At 41.8% G+C, this 22,206-nt stretch carries 4 protein-coding genes, 4 tRNA genes and 6 rRNA genes; all 14 read right to left on the bottom strand.

Annotation, left to right across the window (positions count from 1 at the left end; genetic code table 11):
• Window positions 1-291: 291 nt before the first annotated feature.
• Window positions 292-399 (bottom strand): 5S ribosomal RNA (rrf, locus tag ODE14_RS11460).
• Window positions 400-596: 197 nt separating this feature from the next.
• A 23S ribosomal RNA gene (locus ODE14_RS11465) occupies window positions 597-3,358 on the bottom strand.
• Between the two features lie 158 nt (window positions 3,359-3,516).
• Window positions 3,517-3,590 (bottom strand) — tRNA-Ala (locus ODE14_RS11470).
• A gap of 81 nt (window positions 3,591-3,671) precedes the next feature.
• Window positions 3,672-3,745: transfer RNA gene (locus ODE14_RS11475), tRNA-Ile, on the bottom strand.
• 301 nt (window positions 3,746-4,046) lie between these two features.
• Window positions 4,047-5,565, bottom strand: a 16S ribosomal RNA gene (locus ODE14_RS11480).
• Between the two features lie 1,401 nt (window positions 5,566-6,966).
• Window positions 6,967-7,074 (bottom strand): 5S ribosomal RNA (rrf, locus tag ODE14_RS11485).
• 197 nt (window positions 7,075-7,271) lie between these two features.
• Window positions 7,272-10,036, bottom strand: a 23S ribosomal RNA gene (locus tag ODE14_RS11490).
• Between the two features lie 158 nt (window positions 10,037-10,194).
• Window positions 10,195-10,268 (bottom strand) — tRNA-Ala (locus tag ODE14_RS11495).
• A gap of 81 nt (window positions 10,269-10,349) precedes the next feature.
• Window positions 10,350-10,423: transfer RNA gene (locus ODE14_RS11500), tRNA-Ile, on the bottom strand.
• 301 nt (window positions 10,424-10,724) lie between these two features.
• Window positions 10,725-12,242, bottom strand: a 16S ribosomal RNA gene (locus ODE14_RS11505).
• Together the 16S, 23S and 5S rRNA genes with 4 tRNA genes alongside form the textbook arrangement of a ribosomal RNA operon.
• 1,139 nt (window positions 12,243-13,381) lie before the next feature.
• Window positions 13,382-13,720, bottom strand: coding sequence for a VanZ family protein (locus tag ODE14_RS11510; RefSeq protein WP_322927939.1), 339 nt, complete (start codon window positions 13,718-13,720; stop codon window positions 13,382-13,384).
• 13 nt (window positions 13,721-13,733) lie between these two features.
• Entirely contained in the window at window positions 13,734-14,111 is a 378-nt protein-coding gene (gene gcvH / locus ODE14_RS11515) for a glycine cleavage system protein GcvH (RefSeq protein WP_263601535.1), read from the bottom strand.
• A 111-nt stretch (window positions 14,112-14,222) separates the two neighbouring features.
• Complete coding sequence (gene sprA / locus ODE14_RS11520) at window positions 14,223-21,272, bottom strand: cell surface protein SprA (RefSeq protein ID WP_263601536.1); 7,050 nt, start codon at window positions 21,270-21,272, stop codon at window positions 14,223-14,225.
• Window positions 21,273-21,329: 57 nt separating this feature from the next.
• A complete protein-coding gene (gene ruvA, locus ODE14_RS11525; RefSeq protein ID WP_248390695.1) occupies window positions 21,330-21,914 on the bottom strand; it encodes a Holliday junction branch migration protein RuvA in 585 nt (194 codons plus the stop codon).
• Window positions 21,915-22,206: the final 292 nt, after the last annotated feature.

Consider the following 22,206-nt stretch of genomic DNA (forward strand, 5'->3'; position numbering starts at 1 on the left):
CAGTTGCCTGTCTTTATATGAGTAATGAGTAATGAGTAATGAGTAATAAGAGCATGGATAAAATTCATGATTGGTATTTTAAGTACGGCTTAAGCTTGATACCTGAATCTTAACTTAAACCTTAACAAATCCTAAACTTTAAACTTTAAATTCTAAACGCTGAACATTAAACCCTGAACACATCTTACATCTCACTTCTTACATCTTACTTCTTACTGTCCACTTCTCACTCATTCCTTATGATATAAAAACAAAAAAACCTCACACATTGCTGTATGAGGTTTGTAAAAAAACTGGCGGCGACCTACTCTCCCGCTTTCGCAGTACCATCGGCGCTGGTGGGCTTAACTTCTGTGTTCGGAATGGGAACAGGTGAGCCCCACCGCTAAAACCACCCTAAAGGTTGTATATAGGTGTAAGGTTTTTTTAGTTTAATGTTCAAAGTTTTTAACCTTGAATCTTAAACATTGAACCTTGAACCGTTTTTATCGGTAAATTTCATCACAAAGGCAAAACCAGTATTGCACTTATAAATACTTAAGCTAAGTTATGATAAGCATGATTGCTCATTACCTATTACTCATTACTTATGAATAGGCTATAAATCTACGGGTAATTAGTACTACTCGGCTATGCTGTTACCAACTTTACACCTGTAGCCTATCAACGTGGTCATCTCCCACGACCCTTAAAAGATGTCTCATCTTGAGGCGAGTTTCACACTTATATGCTTTCAGTGTTTATCTCTTCCAAACATAGCTACTCAGCGGTGCACCTGGCGGTACAACTGATACACCAGAGGTTTGTTCAATTCGGTCCTCTCGTACTAGAATCAAGCCCTCTCAAACATCTAACGCCCGCAATAGATAGAGACCGAACTGTCTCACGACGTTCTGAACCCAGCTCGCGTGCCACTTTAATGGGCGAACAGCCCAACCCTTGGGACCTTCTCCAGCCCCAGGATGTGACGAGCCGACATCGAGGTGCCGAACCTCCCCGTCGATGTGAGCTCTTGGGGGAGACTAGCCTGTTATCCCCGGAGTACCTTTTATCCTATGAGCGATGGCCCTTCCATACGGAACCACCGGATCACTATGTCCTGCTTTCGCACCTGATCGACTTGTTGGTCTCACAGTCAAGCACCCTTATGCCATTACACTCTACGCACGGTTACCAAGCGTGCTGAGGGTACCTTTGAAAGCCTCCGTTACTCTTTTGGAGGCGACCACCCCAGTCAAACTACCCACCACGCAATGTCCTTCTTTAAAGAAGTTAGGCTCCAAGTAAGTAAAGGGTGGTATTTCAACGTTGGCTCCACAAACACTAGCGTGCCTGCTTCAAAGCCTCCCACCTATCCTACACATTACTTACTCAAAGTCAATACGAAGTTATAGTAAAGGTTCACAGGGTCTTTTCGTCCCATTGCGGGTAATCGGCATCTTCACCGATACTACAATTTCACCGAGCTCGTGGCTGAGACAGTGCCCAGATCGTTACACCATTCGTGCAGGTCGGAACTTACCCGACAAGGAATTTCGCTACCTTAGGACCGTTATAGTTACGGCCGCCGTTTACTGGGGCTTCAGTCAAACGCTTCGCTTACGCTAACGCCCTTCCTTAACCTTCCAGCACCGGGCAGGTGTCAGACCCTATACAGCATCTTTCGATTTAGCAGAGTCCTGTGTTTTTGATAAACAGTCGCCTGGGCCTCTTCACTGCGGCCACCATTGCTGATGGCGTCTCTTCTTCCGAAGTTACGAGACTATTTTGCCTAGTTCCTTAGCCACGACTCACTCGAGCACCTTAGGATTCTCTCCTCGACCACCTGTGTCGGTTTTGGTACGGGTTGCTTCACTTCGGCTTTTCTTGGATCCGATTACACTACAGCAGCTTCGCCCGAAGGCTAGGCCTTGACACTTCCGTCCGTCTTTAGTAGCTACATCGAACCGTCCCCTTTTTAGTGTGAGCAAGTATGGGAATATTAACCCATTGTCCATCCACTACCCCTTTCGGGTTCGCGTTAGGTCCCGACTAACCCTCAGCTGATTAGCATGGCTGAGGAAACCTTAGTCTTTCGGTGAGGGGGTTTCTCGCCCCCTTTATCGTTACTTATGCCTACATTTTCTTTTCTGTCCGCTCCACAATACCTCACGATACTGCTTCGGCGCAAACAGAATGCTCTCCTACCAGATATAATAAATTATAAATCCATAGCTTCGGTAATATGTTTATGCCCGATTATTATCCATGCCGGACCGCTCGACTAGTGAGCTGTTACGCACTCTTTAAATGAATGGCTGCTTCCAAGCCAACATCCTAGCTGTCAATGCAGTCCAACCGCGTTGCTTCAACTTAACATATATTTGGGGACCTTAGCTGTTGGTCTGGGTTCTTTCCCTCTCGGACATGGACCTTAGCACCCATGCCCTCACTGCCGTAGAACATTTATTAGCATTCGGAGTTTGTCAGGAATTGGTAGGCGATGAAACCCCCGCATCCAATCAGTAGCTCTACCTCTAATAAACTTATATACGACGCTGCACCTAAATGCATTTCGGAGAGTACGAGCTATCTCCCAGTTTGATTGGCCTTTCACCCCTACCCACAGGTCATCCGAAGACTTTTCAACGTCAACCGGTTCGGTCCTCCACTTTGTGTTACCAAAGCTTCAACCTGCCCATGGGTAGATCACAAGGTTTCGCGTCTAATCCTACTAACTATGCGCCCTATTCAGACTCGCTTTCGCTCCGGCTCCGGACCTTAAGTCCTTAACCTCGCTAGTAAAATTAACTCGTAGGCTCATTATGCAAAAGGCACGCCGTCACAGAATTAATCTGCTCCGACCGCTTGTAGGCGTACGGTTTCAGGTTCTATTTCACCCTTCTATTCGAAGTGCTTTTCACCTTTCCTTCACAGTACTTGTTCACTATCGGTCTTTCAGGAGTATTTAGCCTTGGAGGATGGTCCCCCCATATTCAGACAGGATTTCACGTGTCCCGCCCTACTCATTTATCATCTTAATATACCTTTCGAATACCGGGCTATCACCGTCTATGGCCGCACTTTCCAGTACGTTCTTCTAAATATATAAAGACTTTTGGGCTAATCCGCTTTCGCTCGCCACTACTTACGGAATCTCTTCGATTTCTTTTCCTCCGGGTACTTAGATGTTTCAGTTCTCCGGGTTTGCTCTCTAAATAAATTTAGAGTAATACATCTTCAATGTATTGGGTTGCCCCATTCGGACATCTCGGGATCAATTCGTGTGTGCCAATCCCCCGAGCTTTTCGCAGCTTACCACGTCCTTCTTCGCCTCTGAAAGCCTAGGCATCCGCCATACGCCCTTAACGATTTCTTTCCTATTTTTAGGTTACTCAAGCACTTATAAGTGCTCGGTTTTCTCTTTGTGATGTCTTTACCGTTAATGTCAATGATCTTAATGTCTTCTTTTCCGACTGATGAACAGATGTTGTTTTTGGCTCCATCCGTAACTTTTAAATCAATCTTCCAAAACTGTGGAGAATAAGGGAGTCGAACCCTTGACCTCCTGCGTGCAAGGCAGGCGCTCTAGCCAGCTGAGCTAATTCCCCTCTAGGTGTTCCGGGTTTTATGTTTTTTGTTCCGGGTTTTAAACCCTGAACTTTAAACTCTAAACCTTAAACTTTAATTAGTAGTCTCGGGCAGGCTCGAACTGCCGACCTCTACATTATCAGTGTAGCGCTCTAACCAGCTGAGCTACGAGACTCTGTTATGAGTAATAAGTGATCAGTAATAAGTAATATTTTCATACTGCATTACCTTCATTCATTTCTCAATCTCTTTCCCGTTACTAATTTCTAGTGGGTTTGTATTTTTAATATATTTATAAGTAATAAGTAATCGGTAATGAGTAATTTTTATATTCCCTGATTTTACACTTGGATCTTTTTACTTTTAACTTTTTACCTTCCTTATAAATCAACCAATAAAAAAACTAAAGCTTTACTTTGAAGTAAGTACATGTACCTTACGGTACTAATTTTGTTTATCGTCTTTAAGACGCTCTAAAATGAGATGTTCCAGTCGCACCTTCCGGTACGGCTACCTTGTTACGACTTAGCCCTAGTTACCTGTTTTACCCTAGGCAGCTCCTTTTACGGTCACCGACTTCAGGTACCCCAGACTTCCATGGCTTGACGGGCGGTGTGTACAAGGCCCGGGAACGTATTCACCGCGCCATGGCTGATGCGCGATTACTAGCGATTCCAGCTTCATAGAGTCGAGTTGCAGACTCCAATCCGAACTGAGACCGGCTTTCGAGATTTGCATCACATCGCTGTGTAGCTGCCCTCTGTACCGGCCATTGTATTACGTGTGTGGCCCAAGGCGTAAGGGCCGTGATGATTTGACGTCATCCCCACCTTCCTCTCTACTTGCGTAGGCAGTCTTACTAGAGTCCTCAACTTAATGGTAGCAACTAGTAACAGGGGTTGCGCTCGTTGCAGGACTTAACCTAACACCTCACGGCACGAGCTGACGACAACCATGCAGCACCTTGAAAATTGCCCGAAGGAAGGTCTATTTCTAAACCGATCAATTCCCATTTAAGCCTTGGTAAGGTTCCTCGCGTATCATCGAATTAAACCACATAATCCACCGCTTGTGCGGGCCCCCGTCAATTCCTTTGAGTTTCAAACTTGCGTTCGTACTCCCCAGGTGGCTAACTTATCACTTTCGCTTAGTCTCTGAATCCGAAAACCCAAAAACGAGTTAGCATCGTTTACAGCGTGGACTACCAGGGTATCTAATCCTGTTCGCTCCCCACGCTTTCGTCCATCAGCGTCAGTTAAGACATAGTGACCTGCCTTCGCAATTGGTGTTCTAAGTAATATCTATGCATTTCACCGCTACACTACTTATTCCAGCCACTTCTACCTTACTCAAGACCTGCAGTATCAATGGCAGTTTCACAGTTAAGCTGTGAGATTTCACCACTGACTTACAGATCCGCCTACGGACCCTTTAAACCCAATAAATCCGGATAACGCTTGCACCCTCCGTATTACCGCGGTACGCTGGCACGGAGTTAGCCGGTGCTTATTCGTACAGTACCTTCAGCTATTTACACGTAAATAGGTTTATCCCTGTACAAAAGAAGTTTACAACCCATAGGGCCGTCGTCCTTCACGCGGGATGGCTGGATCAGGCGCTAACCCATTGTCCAATATTCCTCACTCGTCGCCTCCCGTAGGAGTCTGGTCCGTGTCTCAGTACCAGTGTGGGGGATCACCCTCTCAGGCCCCCTAAAGATCATCGACTTGGTGAGCCGTTACCTCACCAACTATCTAATCTTGCGCGTGCCCATCTTTATCCACCTCAGTTTTCAATATAAAGTGATGCCACTCTATATATTATGGGGTATTAATCTTCCTTTCGAAAGGCTATCCCCCTGATAAAGGCAGGTTGCACACGTGTTCCGCACCCGTACGCCGCTCTCAAGTCTCCGAAGAAACTCTACCGCTCAGCTTGCATGTGTTAGGCCTCCCGCTAGCGTTCATCCTGAGCCAGGATCAAACTCTCCATTGTATGTTTGTCTTGACTCACTCAAAGTTTTTTAACGCTTTAGTTTTTCCTTACTTGGTTGTTATATTGTATGTCAATGATCTTCATTTCTTTCGCTTCCTACAAACTACTTCTTCTGTCAGTTTTCGTTTCGTATTTGCGAGTGCAAAAGTAAAAAATATTTCTGAATTGACCAAATGTTTTTGAAGAAAATTTTAAAGTTTTTTTAGTAACCTTAAGCCTCCTTAAACAATCCCTCAACTCAACTCCTGCTCCCCGTTTTACCGGATTGCAAAGATACAAATCTTTTTTATTCCTACAAGATTTTTTTAATTAAATTTTGTAAAAGTTTTTTTTGTATCCCCTTTTCAGAGCTTCTATTTTTTAAACCCCGAAAGGCCCCTCCTGCGCTACCTACTTCCTTCCGTTTTCAGTGGGGCAAAGATAACAACACTTTATCCTATATTCCAAATCTATTTAACATAAAATTTACATTGAATACTGATTGTGGGAAAGTTAGGTATTTAAAACACTGATATTATTTTACTTAGATCCAAAATTACATTTATCCACATTGATCAATATTCTGGAATCAATTTTTAATACATTTTTTAAAGTGAAAAAATGATGGAAGCATTTAGCATTTAGCATTTAGCATTTAGCATTTAGCATTTAGCATTTAGCATTTAGCATTTAGCATTTAGCAAAAATAAGATTATATTTAATGCTAAAAAAAAATTAGAATTATCTTATTATATTATTCTAAATTAATGGTTATAAGAAGTAAAATAATGGTAATATCTATTATTGATTGGAAAATAGTATGTCATAATTATTACTCTATGATTACCAATTAAATCCTTTTAAGATGTCAAACAAACAAAAACAGATAGAGAAATGAAGCCCCGGAAGTAACCAGACAATTAAGTAGGCTTCCAGACCATTAATCAATCTCTGGAGTACTAACGAGAACAATAGGATCTTCAATCATTAATTTCAAATTCCTTATTCCAGATTTTCAAAAGTTTATTATTCCGGAAGGATATGAGCAGTATCAGACAAAAATAATAAAGTAAGTTGAGAAACTCATTGATGTAAAGTTTTTAAGTAGATTTTATATAGCTTATTTTGAAAAAGATAAAGAAAATTTTATTAAAACATCTTCTATTGTCGCTGTGTAGAAATCAATTAAGGCCTTAAAGTATGATAGGACCACTATATATTAGCCTTATTTTACTATATAGCTTTCAAACGCTCATTTAAGTAATACAATAAGGATAAGGAGTATAGATAAGGATAATAAACAAGTTTTTTGAATAATAATAATAATTATTATTATTATTCAAAAAAGAATTTATAATTATCAACACCTTATGATATAAAAACAAAAAAACCTCACACATTGCTGTATGAGGTTTGTAAAAAAACTGGCGGCGACCTACTCTCCCGCTTTCGCAGTACCATCGGCGCTGGTGGGCTTAACTTCTGTGTTCGGAATGGGAACAGGTGAGCCCCACCGCTAAAACCACCCTAAAGGTTGTATATAGGTGTAAGGTTTTTTTAGTTTAATGTTCAAAGTTTTTAACCTTGAATCTTAAACATTGAACCTTGAACCGTTTTTATCGGTAAATTTCATCACAAAGGCAAAACCAGTATTGCACTTATAAATACTTAAGCTAAGTTATGATAAGCATGATTGCTCATTACCTATTACTCATTACTTATGAATAGGCTATAAATCTACGGGTAATTAGTACTACTCGGCTATGCTGTTACCAACTTTACACCTGTAGCCTATCAACGTGGTCATCTCCCACGACCCTTAAAAGATGTCTCATCTTGAGGCGAGTTTCACACTTATATGCTTTCAGTGTTTATCTCTTCCAAACATAGCTACTCAGCGGTGCACCTGGCGGTACAACTGATACACCAGAGGTTTGTTCAATTCGGTCCTCTCGTACTAGAATCAAGCCCTCTCAAACATCTAACGCCCGCAATAGATAGAGACCGAACTGTCTCACGACGTTCTGAACCCAGCTCGCGTGCCACTTTAATGGGCGAACAGCCCAACCCTTGGGACCTTCTCCAGCCCCAGGATGTGACGAGCCGACATCGAGGTGCCGAACCTCCCCGTCGATGTGAGCTCTTGGGGGAGACTAGCCTGTTATCCCCGGAGTACCTTTTATCCTATGAGCGATGGCCCTTCCATACGGAACCACCGGATCACTATGTCCTGCTTTCGCACCTGATCGACTTGTTGGTCTCACAGTCAAGCACCCTTATGCCATTACACTCTACGCACGGTTACCAAGCGTGCTGAGGGTACCTTTGAAAGCCTCCGTTACTCTTTTGGAGGCGACCACCCCAGTCAAACTACCCACCACGCAATGTCCTTCTTTAAAGAAGTTAGGCTCCAAGTAAGTAAAGGGTGGTATTTCAACGTTGGCTCCACAAACACTAGCGTGCCTGCTTCAAAGCCTCCCACCTATCCTACACATTACTTACTCAAAGTCAATACGAAGTTATAGTAAAGGTTCACAGGGTCTTTTCGTCCCATTGCGGGTAATCGGCATCTTCACCGATACTACAATTTCACCGAGCTCGTGGCTGAGACAGTGCCCAGATCGTTACACCATTCGTGCAGGTCGGAACTTACCCGACAAGGAATTTCGCTACCTTAGGACCGTTATAGTTACGGCCGCCGTTTACTGGGGCTTCAGTCAAACGCTTCGCTTACGCTAACGCCCTTCCTTAACCTTCCAGCACCGGGCAGGTGTCAGACCCTATACAGCATCTTTCGATTTAGCAGAGTCCTGTGTTTTTGATAAACAGTCGCCTGGGCCTCTTCACTGCGGCCACCATTGCTGATGGCGTCTCTTCTTCCGAAGTTACGAGACTATTTTGCCTAGTTCCTTAGCCACGACTCACTCGAGCACCTTAGGATTCTCTCCTCGACCACCTGTGTCGGTTTTGGTACGGGTTGCTTCACTTCGGCTTTTCTTGGATCCGATTACACTACAGCGACTTCGCCCGAAGGCTAGGCCTTGACACTTCCGTCCGTCTTTAGTAGCTACATCGAACCGTCCCCTTTTTAGTGTGAGCAAGTATGGGAATATTAACCCATTGTCCATCCACTACCCCTTTCGGGTTCGCGTTAGGTCCCGACTAACCCTCAGCTGATTAGCATGGCTGAGGAAACCTTAGTCTTTCGGTGAGGGGGTTTCTCGCCCCCTTTATCGTTACTTATGCCTACATTTTCTTTTCTGTCCGCTCCACAATACCTCACGATACTGCTTCGGCGCAAACAGAATGCTCTCCTACCAGATATAATAAATTATAAATCCATAGCTTCGGTAATATGTTTATGCCCGATTATTATCCATGCCGGACCGCTCGACTAGTGAGCTGTTACGCACTCTTTAAATGAATGGCTGCTTCCAAGCCAACATCCTAGCTGTCAATGCAGTCCAACCGCGTTGCTTCAACTTAACATATATTTGGGGACCTTAGCTGTTGGTCTGGGTTCTTTCCCTCTCGGACATGGACCTTAGCACCCATGCCCTCACTGCCGTAGAACATTTATTAGCATTCGGAGTTTGTCAGGAATTGGTAGGCGATGAAACCCCCGCATCCAATCAGTAGCTCTACCTCTAATAAACTTATATACGACAGTCGCACCTAAATGCATTTCGGAGAGTACGAGCTATCTCCCAGTTTGATTGGCCTTTCACCCCTACCCACAGGTCATCCGAAGACTTTTCAACGTCAACCGGTTCGGTCCTCCACTTTGTGTTACCAAAGCTTCAACCTGCCCATGGGTAGATCACAAGGTTTCGCGTCTAATCCTACTAACTATGCGCCCTATTCAGACTCGCTTTCGCTCCGGCTCCGGACCTTAAGTCCTTAACCTCGCTAGTAAAATTAACTCGTAGGCTCATTATGCAAAAGGCACGCCGTCACAGAATTAATCTGCTCCGACCGCTTGTAGGCGTACGGTTTCAGGTTCTATTTCACCCTTCTATTCGAAGTGCTTTTCACCTTTCCTTCACAGTACTTGTTCACTATCGGTCTTTCAGGAGTATTTAGCCTTGGAGGATGGTCCCCCCATATTCAGACAGGATTTCACGTGTCCCGCCCTACTCATTTATCATCTTAATATACCTTTCGAATACCGGGCTATCACCGTCTATGGCCGCACTTTCCAGTACGTTCTTCTAAATATATAAAGACTTTTGGGCTAATCCGCTTTCGCTCGCCACTACTTACGGAATCTCTTCGATTTCTTTTCCTCCGGGTACTTAGATGTTTCAGTTCTCCGGGTTTGCTCTCTAAATAAATTTAGAGTAATACATCTTCAATGTATTGGGTTGCCCCATTCGGACATCTCGGGATCAATTCGTGTGTGCCAATCCCCCGAGCTTTTCGCATGACTTACCACGTCCTTCTTCGCCTCTGAAAGCCTAGGCATCCGCCATACGCCCTTAACGATTTCTTTCCTATTTTTAGGTTACTCAAGCACTTATAAGTGCTCGGTTTTCTCTTTGTGATGTCTTTACCGTTAATGTCAATGATCTTAATGTCTTCTTTTCCGACTGATGAACAGATGTTGTTTTTGGCTCCATCCGTAACTTTTAAATCAATCTTCCAAAACTGTGGAGAATAAGGGAGTCGAACCCTTGACCTCCTGCGTGCAAGGCAGGCGCTCTAGCCAGCTGAGCTAATTCCCCTCTAGGTGTTCCGGGTTTTATGTTTTTTGTTCCGGGTTTTAAACCCTGAACTTTAAACTCTAAACCTTAAACTTTAATTAGTAGTCTCGGGCAGGCTCGAACTGCCGACCTCTACATTATCAGTGTAGCGCTCTAACCAGCTGAGCTACGAGACTCTGTTATGAGTAATAAGTGATCAGTAATAAGTAATATTTTCATACTGCATTACCTTCATTCATTTCTCAATCTCTTTCCCGTTACTAATTTCTAGTGGGTTTGTATTTTTAATATATTTATAAGTAATAAGTAATCGGTAATGAGTAATTTTTATATTCCCTGATTTTACACTTGGATCTTTTTACTTTTAACTTTTTACCTTCCTTATAAATCAACCAATAAAAAAACTAAAGCTTTACTTTGAAGTAAGTACATGTACCTTACGGTACTAATTTTGTTTATCGTCTTTAAGACGCTCTAAAATGAGATGTTCCAGTCGCACCTTCCGGTACGGCTACCTTGTTACGACTTAGCCCTAGTTACCTGTTTTACCCTAGGCAGCTCCTTTTACGGTCACCGACTTCAGGTACCCCAGACTTCCATGGCTTGACGGGCGGTGTGTACAAGGCCCGGGAACGTATTCACCGCGCCATGGCTGATGCGCGATTACTAGCGATTCCAGCTTCATAGAGTCGAGTTGCAGACTCCAATCCGAACTGAGACCGGCTTTCGAGATTTGCATCACATCGCTGTGTAGCTGCCCTCTGTACCGGCCATTGTATTACGTGTGTGGCCCAAGGCGTAAGGGCCGTGATGATTTGACGTCATCCCCACCTTCCTCTCTACTTGCGTAGGCAGTCTTACTAGAGTCCTCAACTTAATGGTAGCAACTAGTAACAGGGGTTGCGCTCGTTGCAGGACTTAACCTAACACCTCACGGCACGAGCTGACGACAACCATGCGACACCTTGAAAATTGCCCGAAGGAAGGTCTATTTCTAAACCGATCAATTCCCATTTAAGCCTTGGTAAGGTTCCTCGCGTATCATCGAATTAAACCACATAATCCACCGCTTGTGCGGGCCCCCGTCAATTCCTTTGAGTTTCAAACTTGCGTTCGTACTCCCCAGGTGGCTAACTTATCACTTTCGCTTAGTCTCTGAATCCGAAAACCCAAAAACGAGTTAGCATCGTTTACAGCGTGGACTACCAGGGTATCTAATCCTGTTCGCTCCCCACGCTTTCGTCCATCAGCGTCAGTTAAGACATAGTGACCTGCCTTCGCAATTGGTGTTCTAAGTAATATCTATGCATTTCACCGCTACACTACTTATTCCAGCCACTTCTACCTTACTCAAGACCTGCAGTATCAATGGCAGTTTCACAGTTAAGCTGTGAGATTTCACCACTGACTTACAGATCCGCCTACGGACCCTTTAAACCCAATAAATCCGGATAACGCTTGCACCCTCCGTATTACCGCGGCTGCTGGCACGGAGTTAGCCGGTGCTTATTCGTACAGTACCTTCAGCTATTTACACGTAAATAGGTTTATCCCTGTACAAAAGAAGTTTACAACCCATAGGGCCGTCGTCCTTCACGCGGGATGGCTGGATCAGGCGCTAACCCATTGTCCAATATTCCTCACTGCTGCCTCCCGTAGGAGTCTGGTCCGTGTCTCAGTACCAGTGTGGGGGATCACCCTCTCAGGCCCCCTAAAGATCATCGACTTGGTGAGCCGTTACCTCACCAACTATCTAATCTTGCGCGTGCCCATCTTTATCCACCTCAGTTTTCAATATAAAGTGATGCCACTCTATATATTATGGGGTATTAATCTTCCTTTCGAAAGGCTATCCCCCTGATAAAGGCAGGTTGCACACGTGTTCCGCACCCGTACAGCCGCTCTCAAGTCTCCGAAGAAACTCTACCGCTCAGCTTGCATGTGTTAGGCCTCCCGCTAGCGTTCATCCTGAGCCAGGATCAAACTCTCCATTGTATGTTTGTCTTGACTCACTCAAAGTTTTTTAACGCTTTAGTTTTTCCTTACTTGGTTGTTATATTGTATGTCAATGATCTTCATTTCTTTCGCTTCCTACAAACTACTTCTTCTGTCAGTTTTCGTTTCGTATTTGCGAGTGCAAAAGTAAAAAATATTTCTGAATTGACCAAATGTTTTTGAAGAAAATTTTAAAGTTTTTTTAGTAACCTTAAGCCTCCTTAAACAATCCCTCAACTCAACTCCTGCTCCCCGTTTTACCGGATTGCAAAGATACAAATCTTTTTTATTCCTACAAGATTTTTTTAATTAAATTTTGTAAAAGTTTTTTTTGTATCCCCTTTTCAGAGCTTCTATTTTTTAAACCCCGAAAGGCCCCTCCTGCGCTACCTACTTCCTTCCGTTTTCAGTGGGGCAAAGATAACAACACTTTATCCTATATTCCAAATCTATTTAACATAAAATTTAAGTTTACGCAATTTTTGCCCTTAACTCTTTGGTTGTATGCATGAATAATTTTAAGCCTATAAGGGGAGAAAGTAAGAAGTAAGAAGTAAGAAGGGAGAAGTGAGACGGGGAGGCTGCGAAGGACAGAGAGTGGGTGGGTCTATATATATGTATATGGGTGTTGGGTGCCCGTAAAAGGAGCAGGGGTTGGTCAAAGAGAAGATAAGCTAACTTATAAGCTGGAAAAAGTAAAAAGTGAAAAGTGAGAGGTTAGAAGTGAGAAGTAAGAGGTGGGGAGTGATGGATGAAGTATAGGCAGGCTATAAGGGGATGTTCTCTAAGTTACCTACCGCAGTTTTGAATTATGAAGGTTGGAAATTTGAAAGGATGAACGTAAATCATAAATCCTAAACCAAAACTTTGAATATTCCATTTCTAAACTTTCTCCTCTAACTTCTCACTTCTCACTTCTTACTTTCACCCCACTCTAGCCCGGATCGAGCGGCCTGTCTGAGCTCTTTCCTGTTGTATTGGTAGCGGCGGCTCCGCCGCCGCTACCAATACAACAGGAAAAGCGAGTAGCGAGAGCCGGATTAAGCTCCTGAAATAAGAGGCAGGTTGGAGCGTGTGAAAGTGTGTTTGTGTGAGAGTATGTAAGCTCTGTGGAAACGAGTGAAGGTTCGTGAATAAGATTAGAAAAATCTTTTGACAACAAGCTTATATGCAAAGTAACCGATGAGACAGCCAATGGTATCTGCAATAACGTCTAAGGTTTCCATAGATCTGCCAAGTCCCATTTCTTCCTGAAGGATTTCTGTGAGAAAAGCGTAAATAAGGATAATCTGAATGAAATAATAAAATTTGATCTTCGGAAATGCAGCCATGAAAAAGAAACCCAATGCTGCGAAGATGCTAAGATGCAAAAGTTTGTCGATACCTTGGAACATAAACCAGTATTCGTGATTTTCTTCGCCGGGCTTGAGGAGCATATAAGTAAGAAATGCCCAATAAATGGGCAGTATCTTACTCAATATTTTTGAAATTTTATCCAATGATTGCCTGATAATCTTCAGCAGAAAGTAATTCTGAGTGATCTGCACCTTCAGCTACTTCTAATTTTATGATCCATCCGTTTCCGTAAGGGTCTGAGTTCAATAATTCAGGTTGGTCCTCAAGTTCTGAATTGAACTCAATCACTTTTCCTGAAATCGGCAAGAATAAGTCTGAAACTGTTTTTACAGCTTCCACACTTCCGAAAACGTCTCCTCCGTTAAGATCATCATCTACCGTATCTACATCTACATAAACGATATCGCCAAGCTCTCCCTGCGCGAAGTCTGTAATACCGATTGTAGCAACATTACCTTCGATCTTAATCCATTCGTGATCTTTAGTGTACTTTAATTCTGATGGTGTGTTCATTTTTAATTTTTTATTTTGTACAAATGTATTCAAAATTCCAGAAGCTTCAAATATCGGAGATAAAAAATGTCCTTCAAAATTGAAGGACATTTAAATTTATTTTCTTTCTAATTAGAAACCTCCTGAATCTCCGAAGGTAAATGTTGCAGAAATCCCGGCTCTTATGGTTGACAGCGGGAATGCTGTTGAGATTTTATATTTAGAAGTCATCTGTTCGTAGAATACTCTCAGGTTCAGATTTTCCGAAACATTATAGTCTGCAGAAATCTTAATGTTCATTAACCGCTGTCCACCGGTAATCTGCGAATCATCCAAAAGAATATTGGTGATGCTGGTTCTGCTGTCTCTCAGGGAGAAATCACCTCTGATATTCAGGTCGCTTCCCTTGGCTTTTCCTCTACCGCCCGTATTAGCCATTCCCAGCCTGAAGTTCCTGATAATATATCCAACTCTCACTACATACTCACTGTTTGAATCCTCTGTCAATGTATGATTCACCAATCCCAATAGAAGTGTTCTCAATCGGTTGTACTGGAGACCAAACTGTATGTTATTTCTCATCGTCATATCGACACCGATCAATGGCGAGAAGTTTTCTACGTAGCCTACCTGAGCGAATGTAAATGGATTGATGTAATCATCATTGATATCTCTCTGAGTAGCACCGAGATTATTGAGGGTATTGAAATAATCTATACTTGACTGCACTCCGGTTGCCGTGTACGTTGCCTGGTAAGCATGCAGAACATCAAATTTGGAGAACTGCCCGTTGATGATCGGGATATTCCTTAATCCTGAATAGGTAATCTTCCAGTTCGGAATCGGAAGTCCTGCTTTTTTAGGATTGGTCATCATTTTCGGGTTTTTACCTTCTACTGCTGCCCTGAATGCCGGAATAAGAATATAGGCATTTGATATTCCATATCCGTCTTTAAATCCGTTTGGTTCTAATGCTCCCGGCATTTGCTGAGATAACGTTCTTGCATTTTCCCTGATTGCCTGATAAATTGCCGTACCATCTTTGAAAGCAGTTTTTAGCAATATCACAGAATTCGAATAGGTTACCATATCATTGGCGAAAGTATAATTCGGATTGGCGATTCCTGTATTCGGATCTCTGTAATTAAATCCGGTATGTGTAAAGTTTCTGTTGTAATTGTGCAGTGCACTGATATCAATTCTGAGATCATTCATCGGCATTACCTGCAAATTGGCCCGAAGTTCTCTTGTGGACATCCGGACGTATGGATCTGTCATAAATTCGGAATCACTTACCCATCCGTTTTCCATTACAGTTCTTCTGATATCCGCCTGAGAACCGAAAAGGAACCCAATGGTAGGACCACCTAAGGTCTGTCCGTAACCGTACCAGTTAGGAGCCGACAATAATCCCGGTAAAACAGTACCATTATTTTCGGAGTAATTAACATCCAGCTGTTTGATTGATGTTAATAAATAGGCCATACTCTGCAGCGGCGTAAGTCTGTTTTTAAACTTATATTTTTTATACGCATATCTGTTTTTCTCCCATGCCTGAGTGTAAGCATTATTTAAGGAATCAATTTCCTGTTTGCGTTTCTGAAGTTTTGCAGAAATATTTTTAAAATAGCCAAACTGCCCGAAGAACTTCGTGAAGTCTGCGGAAGCGGTAGCCTGAATTACATTGGTATTCTGCCCGATTGATCCAAGACTTCCATCCGGACTCGACAGAAGCACGGTAGATCTCGCGTTCCAGTTATAAGTGAATCCGTATTGCATTTCCGCATCAATAAAGTCGAGATACGGCAGATATTGAAACGGAAGCTTATAAGTCAACTGAACTCTGTGGTTATACAACACCGGTCTTCCGGCTCTGAATACATTTCCAAAAATGGAATTGTTGTCCATCGTATTTACATCCACATTATCATTTAATGTTCTGGTAGCAGAATTAATTTCAAGTTTTAAAGATTTTGTAAAATTAAATCCTAAACCATACTGCCAACCGAAATAGAAGTTTCTGTTTCTGATGGCTCCGAAATCATCTGCATAGTTTCCGCTTAAAATGGCATCAATATTACGGAACTCCAATTCATTGTAATTCCTGTCTACTTCCGTTCTGAAAGAGAATCTGGTTGGTATTGGGTTGAGATTAAATTCTTTCACCCACTTCAGGTATTTTGTAGATTTCGCCGTGTCACTGATCATTTTATTGAAAGGACGGATTACCCATGGCTTAAAAGTATAATTGTAATCAATATATCCTCTCAGATATTGCCTGTAATTTCTCTTGGTATAAATATCCCTGTAAAAATCATCATTATAAACGGCAGTTACCGAAAGGTTTTCCACATCATAGAATTTTGGCTTTCTATTTTGGTTCATTCTTTCTTTGTGCATGTTTACAACACCGATACTTCTTTGCTGGGTATATGTTCTTGCTACTTTTTTAAGCTCTTCTCTATTGGCTGCTTTTTTAAATTCAACATCAGTATCCAGGGGATTATATTTAGGATCCTCGATAGTCTGAGAATATGAATAATTTAAAGGGATTTTCACTCCTGTTTTCTCAGGAAGGAATTTATCAACATTTACAGCCGTATTAATACTGAAAGCAGACTGTGTAGACTGTGTTCTTTCCGCAGGTTTAGAATCTATATTTCCAAATCCTACCGATGTATAAGATGCACTTGTATTTACTGTAGCAAAGTCTCCAAGATTAAAATTAAGACTTGCATTTCCCGCATAACCGCCATCATTTTCAATCTCAGAAAGTCGGATTTCATTAACCCAAAGAACTCTTTCAAGATTAAATCCAGGATCTGCTCTGTCCACACCATTTCGCACACCGATCATAATGGTCGTAATATTTCCTAAACTCGGACGCCCTTTAATGTAAATTCTTTTATTGTTGATTCCTTCATCGAACACATTATCTTTTATTCTTTCGGAAATATTGTTCGGGCTGTTTTTATCTCTTCTTAATTTAGCATCCACAAAATCCTGTATATTCAGATCGACATCATTCTCCATTGGCCAGATCTCCATTGGTGTTGTAGATGAATTGGAAGTTATTTTCAATGATGCCTCATATTCATAATAGTTATCCGTGGCATCACTTCCAAAACGGATGAAGAATTTGGTTTTAGGGTCAATCTGTCCGATATTGGCATCCCTGTTAAGAGGATCATGTGTATGAACAAAAAGTTTTAATTTCTTATATCTTCTCATATCCAGTGAAGTATTTTTAAATACTCCTCTCGCCTGTGCATTTGGAAGATTTTTAATGTTCATGTATAATGAAGCTTCATTTTGCCTCTGTGCTCCTGCATTTCCGCTAAGGATTTGTCTGTCGATTCCCGGAGGAAGTACGTAAGGCGGCTGATTTAAAGCATTTTCCTCAATGTTCACGCTTCCTACATCAAGATTGCTGGTATCTGTGATCTGGCTTCCTTCATTGGTTGCAGGATCAGGAAGTGTAGAACCGTACTGTGCAATATTTTTAGGATATTTTCTCCAGTCTGATCTTACAAGATCCATTGTTCCGAATCTTAATGTTGAAGTCTGATCGAAGCCTGTTAATAATAATCTCGCAAATCTTACATTATTCAGGATTGAAGGATCCGCATCTCCGGCAGTTGCTACATATTGTGAAACCGGAATTCTGAACAAATACCACTTTACCTGAGAAGTCTGTCCGTTTTGGAACTGTGCCTGAACTGTTTTAACATCAACAATGTTGTTTTGTCCTAAAGCCAAACTTCCCTGATCAAGTCTTACTTCATACTGATTATAGCTTTCACTCTGATCAAGATTGTAATCTTTATTAATATCTTCAGAGTCCGGAGTCTGTGTGGCAACTTCCAGCGAGTTGCTCTGGGAATTCCCTTCAGGACCTCTGAAGTATTTGTAGCGCTGTACCAATGATGAGGCCTGATTTCCGGTGAAGCTGTTTGACATATAGAATACGAAATCATCTACAGCAGGGTCTGAAATATTGGTAACCGGATTAACAAATGTATTTCCGAATATAGCAGCTTCCTGGTCTGAACTTAAACCATCATACCCCAAGTCCTGAGCCGTTCTGTCTGCGCCTTCACTTGAAAAAGCATATAAGATAGGCGGCTGTTTAGGTTGAATTCCCCAATTGGAGCTTGTAGTAGTGGATGGCGCCGCAGGAGTTGGCAATCCGTTTTCATATTGCATTTGTCCGTCTTTCAGGATATCTTCTGAAACATTACCCAGCTGCAGTAAAAGCTTTGGATTAGTACCTATGGGATTTCCATCTGCATAAGGATCCATCATCCAGAATTCCACATATTCAATATTTGAGCTTACAAAGTTGGATACTGAGATTGGTCTCATAATACCCGCCCATCGCTGTGCCGTACTTTCTGCAGCAGGATTGGAATTGTAAGGCCCTTTTTCAGCAGGATAATACGAAATATCGAATGTATTAGTATACGTCTGCTCACCTGCAACAAAATCCCTGTTGTTAAAAATTTCTGAAAACTGAACCCTTCTTGAAGCGTGGTTGGAAACCGACTGCGGCGTAATACCGTTCGGGGCTCTTCCTCCTACACCCCAGAATCGCGGGTCAATATTATACCATGACAGCAAACCTCTTCCGTACCCTTCTGTAATGTCATTATTTTTACCGGCTCCTGCAAAAAGAGGGTCAGACTGGTTCTTTTCAGGTTTTGAAGCAAGGCTCCAAGCTGTTGGTTCTTTTAACGTAATTTTGGAAGTCGTCTGTTCAAAATCGTCAATGTAAGACTGGTCATTAATTCCTTTATTTAAACCAGGAAGTAAATACGCCGTCTCCATTTTGAAATTCAGATTTGAAGGTGCTTCTGTGTTTACAAATGGTATTTTATCTGTTAATCTTGTCAGGAAAGGAAGCTGGCTGTTGTACATCAGATTGATTCCTGCCATTGTGTTGTTGACGGCTTCCTGTCCGTAATTTACTTTTTGGGTAAGCGGGGATTCGGAATAATTAACAACGGTTCCCCCTAAGATAAAGTTTTCATTAAATCTTCTTTCAAGGTTTAATCCTAAGAAACGTTTTCGCTGAGTATTAAAAGTAAGCTGATTTTCTAAGGAAATGTTGATAGCCTGTCCGGATTGTTTCACCTGTTCGTTGATGATGGTCACCGTACCCAGCATATAATCTACGGTATAATCAATACCCTCGGTAAGCTGAACTCCGTTCGCAGAAACTTTCACGGAACCCTGAGGAACATTTACGGCGCCAAGAGAAATTCCCTGCCCCTGTGTTCCTTTATAACGACCTTCAATAGTATACCTCAGCGCGAGGTTGCTAGAAGTTGCCACCTGTTTCTGCTGATCATACAGGTCTGCAAATACATACTGAGGATCATTACTTCCGATTACATTTTGAATATAACTCCCGAACGGCTGCACTTTTGTAAAGATTACTCTTCCCGTTTCCGGCCTGATGGTAATGCCATTAACAAAATCGAAAATACCGTCACCGGTTGTATTTCCGTTGGTCTGTAAGTCGCCATTGGCATTGAGTCGGTCCCAGTTTAGCAATTTGATTAAAGGAACATTGTTTACCTGCGGGTTATTGGCTACCGGAAGATAGTTTAATTTACCTCCGGACTGCGGATCTCTGTATAAAACATTCAGGATAAATCCGTCCTGATTTACCTGTCCTGCATCCAGCGAATAGATGTTTTTCATCATCAGGTCCCACATAGGAGAGGAAGTTTTTACTGTGGTGTTAGGCTTCAACAATTTCGCCATCAACACTGTACTTTCTTCGGAGAATTCTCCGACTTTGTACACTTGGTTGCTTCCATTTACCGTATATGAGAACGATACCGCCAAAAGCTGATTATCATTTAACTTTTGATTTAATGAAATGTATCCCAGCTGCGGCTGAAGTATATATTCATTGGTATTTAATCTTCTTGCTTTTTTATTAAATATAAAGTGTTCTCCGTCCACGTAAGGTTCCGTACCACCGGTAGCAACCGGAAGATTGGCTCCTTTTATGGCATTATACGCGGTACTTGCATCCCTTAGTCCCGGTAAAGCATTTACGGTAGAATACAAATTAAACCCAGGCTGATCATTATTTGGAAGCACGCCGGGAGCATCACCCAGATCCCTGATTCCCACGATACTTTTCTGGTACTGCAGATTGCTGTTTCCCTGATCAAGCACCCAAACTTCCATTCTTGTAATGCTGATTTTAGAATTGATCTGTGGGTAGTTTAATAAAGAATTGTCATAATTATCCAGGAAATAATGCCCGATAAAGTAGTGCTGGTTATCCTCATAATCAATGGCGTTGAGTTTAAAGGTATTCATAACACCTCCACCCTGAACGGTAATATTTCTCGCTTCTCCCTGTTGCTGGGAAAGCACTACCGTACCATACGTTTTTCCCAGCTGAAACTCTGTCTTTACCCCGAATAACGATTGAGAACCGCGTATCAGACTGGTTGACAACGGCATATTTACATTACCGAATTCTACTCTTTTAATAATTTTATCCTCACCTCCCGAACTTGGTTTATCCACATCCTGAAGTCCTTTCTGCTGAAGATCTTTCCAGCTTCCTTTCGCCTGCCACACGAGATTCATTCTGTTTTCAAAGGCGAAACCGCTCTGGGTGTCATAATTGGCTTTCAACTGAAGGTTCTCTCCTACTTTTCCTAGTAAACCAAGCTGGATTCTCTGATCAATATCGAAAGTAAAACTGGTTCTGTTCTGGGGTAAAATCAAAGGATTATCAATCTTCTGATAAAGCCCTGCGAAGTCAAAAGAAACATATCCTGAGGGAATAATCTCTATTTTATTGCTTCCGAAAAGGGTTTCAAAAAGACGGTTATTGATCGTTAAAGAAGGAATCAATCCTTTTCTGGCAGCATCACTTTTATCCTTTCGGAACATCAGGCTGTAGCGGTCTGATTTTTCTTTATAGTAAGCCCTTGTCTGCTCCGCCATCATAAATTCTTTATAATCTTCGGGAGACATTGCCGTAGGAGGACCTGTAATGGTATTTCCGATTTTCGGATATACATAATACATTCCGGTTTTTATATCGTAATAAGCTTCATACTGCGTAGGATCCGCTAGCTGATAGTCTTTTTTTATTATAGCTGTATCCCCTACCGCCGGTCTTTGCTGTGCAAATGTCATTACTGACATACACATGAACGACAGGAAAAGGAATATATTGAAATACTTAATATTTGCCACCAAATGTTAAATGTTTTTTAAAATTTGTTTTACCAGTTCTTCGGTTGAAATCTCCGGATTCTGTTTGATAATTTTGTCTGCAAGCTTTTCGCTCATCCTTTTAGGAATGCCCAAAACTTCTAATGCAGATAACGATTCTTCCTTCACTTTATTATTTGCAAGAGTAGAAATATTTTCCTCCGGATTGCTGAATTTCTGGACTTTATCTTTAAGATCCACAATAATTCTTTCGGCTGTTTTAGCACCAATTCCTTTCGCTTTCTGGATCAGTGCGCTGTTTCTTGACAGGATGGCTGAAGCAATCTCATCAAGGCTTAAAGTAGACAGTAAAATAAGGGCAGATACGGCGCCCACTCCGTTAACACTTATTAACAGGTTAAACATCTCTTTTTCTGATCTGGTTTTGAAGCCGAACAGCAAATGAGCGTCTTCCCTGATAATCTGCTGGATATAAAGAAAGGTTTCCTTATTTGTGGTAAGGGTTTGTGAGGTCATTAAACTTATCCCTACATAGTAACCAACGCCCTGGACGTTGATCACTGCGTAGGTAGGCGTAAGTTCCTGAACCATGCCTTGTAGTGAAAATATCATTATTAATTTTTAAAACTCCCAAATATAGCAAATTAAAGTAATTAATGTTTTCATTTCAGAGACGAATGCTTTTTAACTTAATTTTTAATTTGAATTTTAAAGATCGGGGACAAAAATGAAAGACTTGAAAATTATTTTCCGGTAATGTATTGTATGTTTTACAAGGGTGAGTTTTCAAATTATACGGATAACTTCAGAAAATCATCCAGATAAATTGAAAGATTTATGCAGATCAACGTGGAGATTTATATGGATAATTTTTTACCTTCAAAATAAAAAAATAAAGACTCCA

The sequence above is a fragment of the Chryseobacterium sp. PET-29 genome, assembly GCF_025736815.1.
GTDB classification, from domain to species: domain Bacteria; phylum Bacteroidota; class Bacteroidia; order Flavobacteriales; family Weeksellaceae; genus Chryseobacterium; species Chryseobacterium nepalense.

Bases quoted from the DNA above. Each gene is read 5' to 3' on its own strand.
- ruvA (WP_248390695.1), bottom strand. From the start codon at position 21,914: ATGATATTTTCACTACAAGGCATGGTTCAGGAACTTACGCCTACCTAC.
- gcvH (WP_263601535.1), bottom strand. From the start codon at position 14,111: ATGAACACACCATCAGAATTAAAGTACACTAAAGATCACGAATGGATT.
- sprA (WP_263601536.1), bottom strand. From the start codon at position 21,272: ATGTCAGTAATGACATTTGCACAGCAAAGACCGGCGGTAGGGGATACA.